Annotated in this window: 19 protein-coding genes; 10 read left to right on the forward strand and 9 right to left on the reverse strand. The window is 42.1% G+C overall.

The genetic code is table 11. The features are described from left to right. Positions 1-20: 20 nt before the first annotated feature. The gene (locus MMAH_RS07500) at positions 21-560 is read left to right on the forward strand and encodes an adenylate kinase family protein (protein WP_013037947.1); all 540 of its coding nucleotides are present in this window, start codon (positions 21-23) and stop codon (positions 558-560) included. On the opposite strand, the gene MMAH_RS07505 is transcribed toward MMAH_RS07500, so the two are convergent. The 4 genes from MMAH_RS07505 to mer all read right to left on the reverse strand — a co-directional run bounded on the left by MMAH_RS07505 (position 561) and on the right by mer (position 3377). Continuing rightward, on the reverse strand, positions 561-761 hold the full coding sequence (locus MMAH_RS07505) for a hypothetical protein (RefSeq protein WP_013037948.1): 201 nt from the start codon (positions 759-761) through the stop codon (positions 561-563). Positions 762-837: 76 nt separating this feature from the next. Continuing rightward, complete coding sequence (locus MMAH_RS07510) at positions 838-1359, reverse strand: nicotinamide-nucleotide adenylyltransferase (protein ID WP_013037949.1); 522 nt, start codon at positions 1357-1359, stop codon at positions 838-840. A 3-nt stretch (positions 1360-1362) separates the two neighbouring features. Beyond that, positions 1363-2391: a F420H2 dehydrogenase subunit FpoF gene (fpoF, locus tag MMAH_RS07515; RefSeq protein WP_013037950.1), complete on the reverse strand. Its 1029-nt coding sequence runs from the start codon at positions 2389-2391 to the stop codon at positions 1363-1365. Then, positions 2391-3377, reverse strand: a complete 987-nt coding sequence (gene mer, locus MMAH_RS07520) for a 5,10-methylenetetrahydromethanopterin reductase (protein WP_013037951.1) — start codon at positions 3375-3377, stop codon at positions 2391-2393. The genes fpoF and mer overlap by 1 nt, the downstream gene beginning before the upstream one ends. Before the next feature lie 233 nt (positions 3378-3610). Between mer and MMAH_RS07525 the strand changes: the two genes are divergently transcribed. The 9 genes from MMAH_RS07525 to afpA all read left to right on the forward strand — a co-directional run bounded on the left by MMAH_RS07525 (position 3611) and on the right by afpA (position 8183). Next, positions 3611-3733, forward strand: coding sequence for a desulfoferrodoxin (locus MMAH_RS07525; RefSeq protein ID WP_013037952.1), 123 nt, complete (start codon positions 3611-3613; stop codon positions 3731-3733). Positions 3734-3781: 48 nt separating this feature from the next. Beyond that, on the forward strand, positions 3782-4018 hold the full coding sequence (locus tag MMAH_RS07530; RefSeq protein WP_013037953.1) for a DUF2180 family protein: 237 nt from the start codon (positions 3782-3784) through the stop codon (positions 4016-4018). 10 nt (positions 4019-4028) lie between these two features. Then, positions 4029-4247 (forward strand): DUF2180 family protein, encoded by a 219-nt coding sequence (locus MMAH_RS07535; RefSeq protein ID WP_013037954.1) that lies wholly within the window; start codon positions 4029-4031, stop codon positions 4245-4247. A gap of 22 nt (positions 4248-4269) precedes the next feature. Beyond that, positions 4270-4620 (forward strand): carboxymuconolactone decarboxylase family protein, encoded by a 351-nt coding sequence (locus tag MMAH_RS07540; protein WP_013037955.1) that lies wholly within the window; start codon positions 4270-4272, stop codon positions 4618-4620. Positions 4621-4686: 66 nt separating this feature from the next. Continuing rightward, positions 4687-6060, forward strand: coding sequence for a multiheme c-type cytochrome (locus MMAH_RS07545; RefSeq protein WP_172632582.1), 1374 nt, complete (start codon positions 4687-4689; stop codon positions 6058-6060). Between the two features lie 11 nt (positions 6061-6071). Continuing rightward, positions 6072-6263 (forward strand): 4Fe-4S dicluster domain-containing protein, encoded by a 192-nt coding sequence (locus MMAH_RS07550; RefSeq protein ID WP_013037957.1) that lies wholly within the window; start codon positions 6072-6074, stop codon positions 6261-6263. Positions 6264-6278: 15 nt separating this feature from the next. Further along, positions 6279-6902 carry a flavodoxin family protein gene (locus tag MMAH_RS07555; protein WP_013037958.1) on the forward strand — a complete coding sequence of 208 codons (624 nt, stop codon included), beginning with the start codon at positions 6279-6281 and terminating at the stop codon, positions 6900-6902. A gap of 13 nt (positions 6903-6915) precedes the next feature. Continuing rightward, positions 6916-7614 carry a ferredoxin--NADP reductase gene (locus MMAH_RS07560; protein ID WP_013037959.1) on the forward strand — a complete coding sequence of 233 codons (699 nt, stop codon included), beginning with the start codon at positions 6916-6918 and terminating at the stop codon, positions 7612-7614. Positions 7615-7631: 17 nt separating this feature from the next. After that, on the forward strand, positions 7632-8183 hold the full coding sequence (gene afpA / locus MMAH_RS07565) for an archaeoflavoprotein AfpA (RefSeq protein WP_013037960.1): 552 nt from the start codon (positions 7632-7634) through the stop codon (positions 8181-8183). On the opposite strand, the gene MMAH_RS07570 is transcribed toward afpA, so the two are convergent. The 5 genes from MMAH_RS07570 to MMAH_RS07590 form a co-directional block, all read right to left on the reverse strand. Beyond that, complete coding sequence (locus MMAH_RS07570) at positions 8180-8983, reverse strand: hypothetical protein (protein WP_013037961.1); 804 nt, start codon at positions 8981-8983, stop codon at positions 8180-8182. The genes afpA and MMAH_RS07570 overlap by 4 nt on opposite strands. 8 nt (positions 8984-8991) lie before the next feature. After that, positions 8992-10095: an inositol-3-phosphate synthase gene (locus MMAH_RS07575; protein ID WP_013037962.1), complete on the reverse strand. Its 1104-nt coding sequence runs from the start codon at positions 10093-10095 to the stop codon at positions 8992-8994. Between the two features lie 166 nt (positions 10096-10261). Further along, positions 10262-10669 (reverse strand): hypothetical protein, encoded by a 408-nt coding sequence (locus MMAH_RS07580; protein WP_013037963.1) that lies wholly within the window; start codon positions 10667-10669, stop codon positions 10262-10264. Continuing rightward, on the reverse strand, positions 10642-11148 hold the full coding sequence (gene artB / locus MMAH_RS07585; protein WP_013037964.1) for an archaeosortase B: 507 nt from the start codon (positions 11146-11148) through the stop codon (positions 10642-10644). Before artB ends, MMAH_RS07580 begins: the two co-directional genes overlap by 28 nt. 109 nt (positions 11149-11257) lie before the next feature. Continuing rightward, positions 11258-12460 (reverse strand): VPXXXP-CTERM sorting domain-containing protein, encoded by a 1203-nt coding sequence (locus MMAH_RS07590; protein ID WP_013037965.1) that lies wholly within the window; start codon positions 12458-12460, stop codon positions 11258-11260. Between the last annotated feature and the right edge of the window lie 302 nt (positions 12461-12762).

Genomic DNA, 12762 nt, shown 5'->3' on the forward strand with positions numbered 1-12762 from the left:
GGCAATTGTAATCAGGACATATGTTTATTGCTTTAACCGGCACCCCTGGATGCGGGAAAACATCTGTATCCAGGCTGCTTGAGAATGAATTTGGGTATCGAGTGGTTCATCTGAACGAACTCATAAGATCCGAGAATCTTTTCGTAGAAGAAGATAAACAACGGGACTGTGTGGTTACTGACCTTGATGTGGTTAAAAAACGGCTGTCAGTCATGGAAGAATCTGAAAAGCCTGTAATCATTGACAGCCACATGGCCCATCTGATTGCAGATGTTTCCATCGTACTACGTACGGCTCCCAATGAACTCAAAAACAGGCTTGAAAAAAGGGGATATCAACCTGCAAAAGTGGATGAGAACATAGAAGCAGAATGTCTCGATGTTATACTTGTGGAGTCAGTAGAAAACTGTGAGATGGTATTTGAAATTGGTACCACGGACCGAAGTATAAGTGAAGTTGGTGGGGATGTAAGAGAAATCATCGATGGCATATCCTCAGGACATCCGCCCATTGATAAATTCAAACCCGGCTCTTTTGATTGGAGCGGAGAAATTTTTTGATCATTTTTTCTTTTCCGGAGGTATTTCCTCATCAGGTGTTACGCCGTAGTATCTGGTCCTTGCTTTTCCCCATATGCAACCTTCCTTGCCAAATATCCTGAGTTCAAGATTCTGGATTGTCTTACAAATAGGGTTTCCAGCTCTTGCTCCCCTGCATACAATACAATATTTTTCACAAAATACCGGTGCTTTCTCGGTCATTAGATACCCCCTGAATATTCTTTACACTATACAATATTCAACGGACGTACTATAAAAAATTAAGGACAGGAGTTTGTCAGAAAGTCTGATCGCTGCCGGAGACATTTTTTAATCTCCTGACGCCATCGATTTCTTCAATAACCTCTGTTACAGCTTCAGGAACGAATTGCTCCCAATCTTCACCGGCAATCATCTTTTCGCGGATAAGAGTGCCTGAATACTTGTCCCGATGATACATGGGAGGTTGCTTGGTTTCGATGCCTGCTTCTTCGAAAAGCTCGAGGATTAGAGGATTGTTGGAATAAACTATGTCAAAGGGAGGAGTCCTTGCAGTGACATAGGACACCCAAACTGCGTTTTGCTGGATGTCATCTATGGGAACTGCATAATGTTTGATGTCTGTATCTGCAAGAGAATGGCGAATCATCATTATGCGTTCACCGGCAGTAAAGGGATTAGGTGTCTCGTGGCTTCTCTGAGCGCTTCCGACACCTATTACCAGTTCATCAATATCTTTCCCAATCGTTTTTATGACCGAATAATGGCCTTTGTGGAATGGCTGGAAGCGCCCTATGTAGAATGCCCTTTTGAGATGCATGTTTTATCTGATGCCACATTCATCGAAGCTGAACTTCTCACAAACTTCAAGATAATGTTGTGAATTGTTGTTGTGTTTCATGGTTGCCAGTTTTTTGACAAGATCCATTCCAGGTTTTGGATCATCCATAATCTCAAGCTCATCTTCGGCCATCTTGAAGTATTTTTCACCTTCGTCTGTACGGATCAGGACACTGTTCCATCCGTCCGGTGCACCTACTGAACCTATTGATATATCTGCTGAAACTGATGTGTAATCACAGCAGTGGTGGCAGGGGTTCCTGGCATGCGGACCAACTTCTGGAATCTTGACACTGTGGCTTTCGCCATCCTTTGTATATGCCCAGAACTTACCCTTTGCGAAGTCGAATTTTACAACATCTTCAGGATTGAGTCCCATTATCTCTTTTATGATTTTTTCGGACATAACATCATGATAGAAACTTTCCATACAAAGAAGCCCTATAATAACCACGATCTTATCATTGACATTTTCGGATATCAAACGTGCACCGTGAGCCTGGCAGGGTACACCGATTACACCGATTTTATCATATTTTTCGAAGGGGTCCCTCAGAGCAGAGAGTACGGAATCATATGTGTATTTGGTACCTTTGGCTCTTTTGATTTGTTCTGAATCGGTGAAGACTTCCAGTTCGGTTTCCCATTTGTCATTGCGGGTAATTCCCACAAAGCAGTCTACTTCTCCCAATTCAAGCAGTTTGCTTGCGATTGCAGTTGTTGCACCGCCGTCCTGTCCTTCGATGTCACTTTTTGCACCAAAGAAACTCCTGACATTTGCGAATTCGTCCTCAAAATAACCATCTACTACAGGACAGATGCGCCCACAGGTATAGCAGCCTTCACAGACATTTGGAGCAGCACCTTTGGTGTAAAGCTCCAAATTGTCCGGATCTCTTACTTCGGCCTTTTTGTTCATGACGATAGCACCGGCAGGACATGCTGAAACACATGCCCCACAAGCGGTACAGACGTCATAGTCAATGACCTCTAGTATCTTCGGATGAACCATCAGTTTCCTCCGATGATCTCCTTACCGATGAGTTTGATTGCTTTTTCTTTGTTAGGTCCAAGAGGTGATCCGGCAACAATCTGGGTAACACCAATGTCCTTCAGGTCATTGATCCTTTGCTTACAATCTTCAGGGGTTCCACAGATACAGAAAGCATCCATCATTTCGTCGGTTACAAGGTCACCCATAAGTGCTCCGAAATCACCTTTGGAGATTGCAGCGCCAATGTCCTTCTTGGCTGCAGGGTCGATTCCGTGACGTTCAAGTACCATGTCAGGGGAACCTGCAACGATGAAAGCAACGACTACTTTTGCAGCGCTCTTGGCTTTTGCTGCGTCCTTGTCTATAGAGAAGCATGCATAAGCTGCAACATCGATCTCATCCATGCTGCGGCCTGCCTTATCGGCACCTGCTTTTATTTTTTCCATTGCGACTTCAAAGTCTCTTGGATGAGATGCATTGATCAGTACACCATCTGCGACCTGGCCTGAAAGTTCAAGCATCTTAGGACCCTGTGCACCCATGTAAATCGGTACATCGCCGGTCTTGAATGCCATCTTAGCGCCACCGAATTTGATCATCTCACCGTCCATTTCAACCTTTTCACCACCCAGGAATCCGCGAAGGGCTTCAATGGATTCTTTGGTTGTGGTCAATGGTTTGTCCCATGGGATCCCCATTGCATCAAAGGTTGCCTTGTCTCCGGGTCCAAGACCAAGGATTGCACGGCCACCGGAAATCTCGTTGATTGAACCAATGCTGGACGCAGTGATAGCTGCATTTCTGGTGTATGGGTTTGTCACACCTGTTCCGAGTTTTATGCTGTTAGTGTTTATAGCCAACACTGCAAGGGTGGTATAAACATCACGATTGTTGTAGTGATCTGTAACCCAAACATTGTCAAATCCCTGTTGTTCAGCAAGCTTTGCATAGTGGGCGATTTTGAGAACTGGGTCTCCTGGTACGAACTCTATTCCAAATGACATTTGAATCCTCCTATTATTCAATATTTTGACGCTATTGAGGATTGCATACATATATTAAAACCTTATTGATTTTGAACGGTATTTTCCTGTTTGCCTTTAGATTGGTAATCTTCCAGACTTATTTCGAAAGGCACGGATATTGATACAGACTGCTATATTTTCCCAGTCACCGATATGCATAAATAATCATCTCTCCTCTTTTATTATGCAAATAAATACAAGGAGTTAAATCGATGGGAGTTCAAAAAGTAGGTGAAAAATACGTCTGTAATATCTGTGGCAATGAAGTTGAAGTCACTGAGGTTGGCGGCGGAGTACTTATTTGCTGCGGGGAAGAAATGGAACTTATGGAGTAATCATCCTGTTTATGTATATTTTGGAATCAATAAGGGAGTGAATCAATAATGAAATGTTATGAATGTGAAAAAGAAAATAAAAGTACTGATACAGTCGGTATTTGTATCATATGTGGCAGAGGCGTCTGTGAGAATCATCTCGTAAGAGAAAAGATTCCCGTATTGGAAGGGGAATATGAAGCGCGACTTAAATGTATGGGAGATGCCTGTGAGTTAAAGGACATGCAACCTCTACTCAAAATACTTTGCAAACCATGCCATGAGGCTTTGAAGGAAAATTTCTGAGGTGAGTTCTATGATGAAATGTTATGACTGTGTTGAAGCAGGGAAAGATGTAGAAGCCACTGCAGTATGTATTGTTTGCGGGAAAGGGCTGTGTATGGATCACTCTAAAGAAGTAAAGCTACAGGTTTCAGTTGGAAAACCACCCGAGGTTAAGCGCCTTCATAAGGGCCTTCCTCACTTTATGTGCAACTACTGCTTCGATAACACGATGGAAGATTCCTTTGATTGATTATACATAGGAGGTTTAATTAATGGCAGAACATGAGAAAGTAGTAAAGGATATCGAAGATAAGATGGGGTTTGCCCCAAATATTCTCCATACACTAAAAGAAATAGATCCCAATTTCGTTAAGAAGTACAGGAGATGTCACGACAAATTGTTGTCAGACGGAGCCATGCCTGCTAAATACAAGATACTTATGGCACTGGCAGTCGTTGCGTCCAAACAATGTGAGGCATGCACTGTCTCCCAGATGAAGAGCGCTCTTAAAAATGGCGCCACAGCAGAGGAAATAATGGAAACAATGGAAGTGATCTCTATCACTTCAGGTGCACCTGCAGTTGCAGCATGCAGGGAGGCACTTAAGTTACTGCAGGAGTAAGGCAGAAAGGAGGTGTATAGCCTTCTTCTGATTAATATTGACGGGGATTTCAAGAAGGGGTATGTAGTGAAAAATATATCCATATTTATCATTTTGACATTCTTTTTTGCCTGTGCAGGTATTGTAGCAGATGCTTCTCCCACTGAAGCAGATTCCTTATCGCATGAAGATTTTACTTCATATTCTACATGCAACAGATGCCATGCCATCACGACCAGCCAGTGGGAAGGCAGTATGCATTACCATGCTTTTGACGACCCATTTTATCAGGAAGAGCTAAAACTTGCAAGTGAAGAAACAAATGGCTCTCTTGATGTTTTCTGTACGCGCTGTCACATACCTGTCAGTGTAGTTTCGGGACAGGTCCCTCCTATAGATAACCCCGATATAAGTGAAGAGGCTGATGAAGGAGTGGGCTGTGATTTTTGTCACAGTGTAAAGGAATCCTCCGAAATAGGCAACGGAGGTTATGCAGTGGCTCCTTCTGAGACAAAATATGGCCCCTTCGATGATTCAGAATCTACTTTCCATGAATCACAGTACAGTGAATTCTATACAAAATCAGAGTATTGCGGAATGTGTCACCAGATCACCCATCCAACATCAGGTGTAGTGCTGGATGACACCTACCAGGCATGGAGTGAAGGCCCCTATGCTGAAGAAGAGGTCCAATGTCAGGATTGTCATATGACACCTGGAATTACTGAATTTGAGGCAAATCCCGGGCGTGCTGGATCAGGCGCACCCAAAAGAGACCATATATCGGTGCACAACTTCGCTGGAGCCAATGTTTTTGTTACAGGGATACTGGGAGAGGATGATCATAAGGAGATGGCAATCAAAAGACTTCAGGAAGTGGCTACACTGGAAGTAAACATTCCCGAAAATGCGCAACCCGGCGAAGAAGTTGCCATAAAAGTATCAATTACGAATTCCGGGGCAGGTCATAATTTGCCTACAGGACTTACTGAAGCCAGGCAAATGTGGACACAGGTGGATATAAAAGACAGTCAGGGACGCGAAATTTACAGTTCAGGAAATCTGGATGAAGATGGCAATATCGAAAATGGAATTATTTACTGGGCCTTATATTCCGATGCTGACGGAAATCATACTCAAAAATTATGGGAAATTACAGATGTAATATCTGATAACAGGATTGCTCCTGAGTCAACTGCTGTGGAGGTTCATAATTTCACGGTACCAGAAGGTGTAGTCGACCCCATCATTGTGGATACCAAATTGCTCTATAGGTCTGCACCCCAACACCTGATAGATGAACTTTTCGAAGAAAAGGAGTATGAGGTTCCGACTGTAGAGATGGAGTCCGTTAAAGGCGGAATAAACGGTGAGGTAGAGTCTGAAGGAACACCAGGATTTGGAAGTATTGTTGGCTTGATCTCATTATTAACAGTTTATTTGTTTAGAAGGAAAATGTAAGGAGGAAGAATATGCCACCAGTTGTAGACAAAGATAAATGTATAGGAAGCGGTGAATGTGCTGAAGTTTGTCCCACAGAAGTTTTTGATCTGGAAGAAGATTCCAACGGGGATACAAAGTCAGTAGTTTCACGGCCTGATGACTGCATAGAATGTGAGCTGTGTGTGGATGCCTGTCCGGCTGATGCCATTGTACTTGAGTGAAAGGAGTGTGAATTGATGTCCGACAAGGACATTGTGAAAATACTTGGTATTTCGGGCAGTCCTCGTAAAAAAGCAACTGCACATGCCGTACAATATGCACTGGATTATGCAAAGGAAAAATACAATGCTGAAGTAGAGTGTTTTTCTGCAAGCGGGAAAGAATTGAAATTCTGTATCCATTGCGATTATTGCATAAGGACCAAACAGGGATGTATACACAAAGATGATATTTCAGACCTGTATGAGAAAATGCTCTGGGCAGATGCCTGGATAATAGGCACACCCGTATACCAGGGAAATCTCAGTGCACAGACCAAAACCATTATGGACAGGTGCAGGGCAGTTGTAGCTGCAAATCCCAAAGCATTTCAAAATAAAGTTGGTGCTGCACTGGCAGATGGAGGAGACCGTGTTGGAGGACAGGAACCCGCTCTCCAGACTATATTGAATTTTTATGTAATCAGTGAAATGTTCCCTGTTGCCGGAGGCTCCTTCGGGTCAAATCTGGGAGGTACGCTGTGGTCCAAGGATAAAGGGGCAGAAGGAATAGATGAGGATGAGGAAGGCCTACGCAGTCTGCGTCGTACAATGAAAAAACTTATTGAGACATCCCGGCAAATGAAAAAACTGGAACAATAAAGGAGAGGATAAATTGCAATTCAATGCAAGGCTGATGGAAACTATTCCCAGGACCGAAGATGTGCTAAGTTTCCTTTTTCCCCGGCCTGATGGTTTTGAGTATCTTGCAGGCCAGTACATAATGATAGAGCTGGAAATCAACGGCAATAAGGTACGCAAACCTTTTACCATCTCAAGTGCCCCCTCCAATAAGGAAAATATAGAATTCACCAAGAAATTGACCGGCCATGAATTTTCCAATGCCCTGGCCTCACTTCAACCGGGTGATCCGATAGGCATTGAAGGCCCTTTCGGGAAAATGACCTATTCAGGAGAATATGACAAAATTGCCCTTATTAGCGGAGGGATTGGCATTACTCCGATGATCAGTATATCGCGATATTGTACAGATACGGGCATGGATACAGATATTGTTATGATATCCAGTAACAAAACTGAGCAGGACATTGCCTTTGAAAACGAGCTGGATATTATGCAAAAGCACAATCCCAATCTGAAAGTTGTACATACCTTAACCAGGGCTTCCGATGATTGGGCAGGTTGCAGGGAGCGTGTCTGTGAAAGCATGATATTGCGTGAAATTCCGGATTACAGGGACCGTATTTTCTACTTATGTGGCCCTCCGCCAATGGTGAAGGCTGTCAGGGAAATATTATATGAAATGGCTATCGATAAAGCAAAAGTAAAATATGAACTATTTACAGGTTATTAACTTACAGGAGTGATAATATGAAAAGAATCGCATGGGGTATTACAGGCTCAGGTGACCTTATAAAAGAGACGTATGACATAATGGTTGACATAAAGAAAAAAACTGATATCGAGTTTATGGTATTTCTTTCAAGAGAAGGGGAAACTGTAATGAAATGGTATCGTATGTGGGATGACATACAGAAGGATTTTTCTAACTTCAAAACAGATGCAGGTCCCAACTCACCTTTTATTGCCGGCCCACTGCAGGTTGGTCACTATGATGCTTTAATAATCGCACCAGCCACAGCCAATTCTGTTGCCAAGATAGCACACGGCATTGCCGATACTCTTGTAACGAATGTAGTGGCCCAGACAGCAAAGGGGCAAACACCAATATATGTCCTGCCTGTCGATCAGGTGCGTGGCGATGTTACCACCTATGCACCCAGTGGAAGAAAAATGAAGTTGAAGATGCGGGACATTGATGTTACCAATTCAGAAAAACTGGCCGAAATGGAAAACATGAACATATTGACAAAACCTGATGATATTTATGAACTGTTGAATATAGGAGCAAAAGAGGATTAATAATAAACATCCCCTTCTCTTTTTTCAAGTTCATCCGGATTTTTTCCTTCCAGTATTTGCATATTTCTAAATACGGCATACGCTGCCAGAATACTGTCCAGAGCGTCTCCTTGAATGTTTGAGATACATATCTCTTTTATTTCATCATCAAGCACAATATTGAGTTCTTCTAACTTATCCACAATAATTTTCCTGTTAGTTTCTCTACCACTCTTTTTTCCTTTATACGGCACATATAGACCCTTTTCTTTCAGGGTGCAGGCCGGACATATCTCAATTATCCAGGGGTTTTCAGGATTCGGAGTTTGTATAGGGAGAACGCAGGCAAGGTTATTCCTTACAAGTGGATTAATTATCCTTGAGATACCATGATAAGTCTGTTTGTACAACCAGAGATTATATGCAGCAAATGGTGCGCCTTTTTCATTTTCCTTTTTACGCTTGAATTCTCTTCCATCTGTTTTCTGGCGATAGTAATCCCTGAAACTTTCTGCAGAATCATGCTTGAAAGGGAAATTGATTATGAAATCCTTCCAGTTGTTTTCTTCTGTGAGGGAAAATGGTAATGCGAAAGGAAAATCCATTCCAAAAATAGCATGTTTTTCTCTGACGATCATGCTATAAAGAGTAGCAATACAACTCTGAGTATCATGGTTTTCAGAAAAAAAGAGAGCAGGATGACAGGCGTGGATTTTAAGGAATTTATCGTAAACGGTGCCTTCACTTACCCATATTTTATTGCAGGCTTTTTTAGAACCGCTAAAATCCACACCAAATATTTTCCTTATTTGATAAGGCATCTTGTATTTCAGTTATCCCTGTTGCCTTCGATGAAATCATTTGTCATGAGGAAGGCTTCATCATCGTTGTATTGTTTAGGCGGATGTTTCATGAAATAAGATGCAGGGGAATAGAGAACTCCTCCGGTGTCTCTTTCAAGTGCAAGCTTGCAACAGCGTATAGCATCGATTACAACACCTGCAGAATTAGGAGAATCCTCAACTGAAAGACGTAGTTCGATATTCATAGGAACATCGCCGAACAGTTTTCCTTCCATTCTCAGGAAACAAATTTTGTTGTCCTTTTGCCAGGGCACATAGTCACTTGGACCGACATGTATATTTTCATCATCCAGACGGTCCTTGAGTACGGATTGTACAGCCTCAGTCTTGGATGTTTTCTTGGAAGACAACCTGCTGCGATTGAGCATATTGAGGAAATCGGTATTTCCACCTGTGTTTAGCTGGTAAGTTTTTTCCAGTTTAACCCCACGTTTGCTGAAAAGGTCTGCCAGTGTCCTGTGAGTAATAGTGGCTCCAAGCTGGGCCTTTATGTCATCACCAATTATCGGCAGGTTTTTCTCTTCGAACTTTTGAGCCCATTCAGGATTACTGGCAATGAAAACCGGCATATTGTTAATGAAACCAATTCCTGCCTCCAGAGCACAGTCCGCATAAAAACGTGCAGCCTTTTCTGACCCTACAGGCATGAAATTCAAGAGCATTTCAGCACCGGACTCTTTCAGAACCTGCACCACATCATCTTTTGTGGACTCATTTTCATCACTGGTTATGAACTTGTATTTATCTTCATAATCCGTCATGTGCTCAGAAACACCGTCAAGGATGCTGCCCATAGTAACTTTTACGCCTTTTACAGGAATGTCGGGACAGAATACATCAGTGCAATTCGGTTCTGCAAAGATGGCTTCTGATATGTCTTTCCCCACTTTTCTCTTATCAATATCAAACGCAGCTACAACCTCAATATCAGAGGGTTGGTATCCTCCAATGGTCCAATGCATTAGACCGATAGCATCTGTCTCGGTTTTATCCCTGTAGTAATCCAGACCCTGAATGAGAGAGCTAGCGCAGTTGCCAATCCCTGCAATTGCGATCTTTATATTCTCCATAACACTTCCTCGTAAATGTGAATGCAATATGTTACCGTAACTATCATATATAATTAATCATCGAGCCATCCTCTTAATGTCGGCATTTGAATAAAAATGTTTCTGAGAATGATTACAGAAAATTACTTTTTTATCTCAATTTGGCTTTCCTTTGAGCGCAGTTTGTTCATAATTCAAAGTTCAAATCCTTGTATACAAATGCAACCCACAACAAAAAGGGAAATGCTGTCCTGCCGATAGCATAAATATAGAACAATTCTCCGGCTACAGAGAGGAAATTGAATTGCAGTGCTATGACCACCAGAGTAAATAAGAGGATCAAAACCGACCCCACAACGATGAGTTTCAGCCTTCTTTTATTATCTATCGGAGTAGCCATGATAAGTGCAATAAAAGGTACAAGATTCAGAGGCAGATAGAATGTGATAAAATCAAATGTATTCAATGCATGGCTCGGGGAGGCAAGATATGCCCTGATCGCCGGTATACCCAGGATGAACAAAATTGTCAGGTATAACAGGAATTTGCCTATAAATACCGAAATCCTCATCTTTTCACTACTTTCTCTATCCATATCAGAACAACCAGTACTATAATTAGAATCAATGTGACCTGCCATAAGTAATAGTGGACATAGTCGAATATTTCGGGAAACCAGAGCCCTACAAATCCAAGACATACCAGACGCACCATGTTTATACCTAATATTACTGGCACACCAAAGGCTATTCCCATAAGTTTTTTCTGATAAGTTGTGGAGTATGCCATCACACAGCCGGAATAGACAAGCACCTCGTATATGCCGGTACATTCATCCACGACTTTCATGGCTGTTATTCCATTGGTAAAATGTAGTATATTTTCATCAACCGAATTTGTGACACCCAGAAGGCTCATGCTAAACGAGAACACTTCTGCTGTTAAGTTCCTCAAAAATCCCAGGTCTTCTTTGAAGAAAAGATACATGCCTGTAAAAAGCCCTATATAAAACAGATAGAGAGCAACAAACCTTGCTACCCGGTTATCCGCAAGTTCTTTTATTCTATATTTCAATGATTTGGAATTATTTTTGCGGCTTATATTTTATTCCCCCGGAATTCCCCGTAAAAAGAATGCTTTTACGTTATTTATACTTAGTGTCAAAAAAGAAAAAGGAAAGGGATCAGTCACGGCGTCTCAGCGCGACAAATCCAAGCATTCCAATAAGGGCAACCAGACCAATTGGTGTCATTGCAGGAACACCATTTGGAGGTTTTTTCTCACAATTGTAGTGAGCCGGGTCACTATCATTAACTGGAACACCGGATATCAATCCGATTCCATTGGTAGTACCCACATTTGAGTAAGGTACACATGTGTCTGGAACAGTACCACTGTAGTAGCAGACCTCAGTTTCAGATACTGCCAGGTCACCGATATCACAGATAAAGCCTTCCTTATTGTCTGTGACATTCACATCGACGAGTGGTTCGTCCCCTACGTTGGTCACATTGTACCTCCAGTAAACATCACTTGAATTGTCAAGTATTGGCCCTGATGCTTGTGTTTGTGCATCATACCAGGTTGAATTGTCGGGAGATACATACTTCTTGATCATGATATCAGGACATGGAAGACGTATAAATGCAGTTGCAGTGTCTTCCCCAGGGGCATCATCCAGACCACCAGCATATACTTCAACTTTCAGATCTGGCTGACAGGGACCAACATCCCATATTTCACTGACACCGTTTATTGAAATTTCATAGACACCATCTTCTGTTGGACTAAATACAGCTTCTACATCATCGTAAGCCAGTGGTCCCTGCTCTACTGTCCAGTTATTATTCTGAATTCTGAGTGTGACAGCGGGGTTTCCATCCTGACTAATCCTGATCTTCCATGTTTCAAGGTCACCCATTCCTGTACCTGCAGGGCCCTCATCTCCAACACAGTCACCATACTCGCTACAGTCTGTGTCTATGCTGCCATCACCGTCAAGATCTCCTGGGATTCCATAGACCGTGCTCATACCGTATAAGGTATCATTGGCTGCATCGTAGTGACCATAAATCTGTTTTACATCGTAGCCACTTGAGTCTCCAAGCTGGGCCATTGAGTCATCATGACCGGTTCCTGAATCGTTCTTAGGGTCTTCTTCATACCATGTATTGGTATCTTGACCGAATGCACCCTGTCTTATTTCCAGCCTGTCTCCTACGTCATATATGTCATAGCCAGTACCATTAACCTGGCCATAACTCCAGTTATCGTTCCATTCATCCGTACTTTTTTCCCCATCCACCGTTATAGCAGATGCTGCGGGAATAGCTATCATTAACATCAATGCTGCGCACATAGCCAGCACTATCTTCATTTGCTTCATCGTATCCACTCCATTTATACCACCTATTGTAGTAGGATAATATAAACTATGAATTGGATGATTTATAGTTCTGTAGTAAACTTAGTTTCTAACTATCCGTATACTTTGTTTCTAAACAAAAAGTTGAACTTTAAAAAGGAGCATCAAAGAGATAATTCAAACAATACGTGTCAATATTAATTATCTTTTTATTAGTTAGAATTCGATCTAGTATTTCTGCCATATTAAAGGTATTTTGGAATCTTATTTTCAGTAGGTTTTTACAGTGATGATTACGTTATTCAGCAAAACATAGTTTCTAA

This window comes from Methanohalophilus mahii DSM 5219 (genome assembly GCF_000025865.1).
Taxonomy (GTDB): Archaea; Halobacteriota; Methanosarcinia; order Methanosarcinales; family Methanosarcinaceae; genus Methanohalophilus; species Methanohalophilus mahii.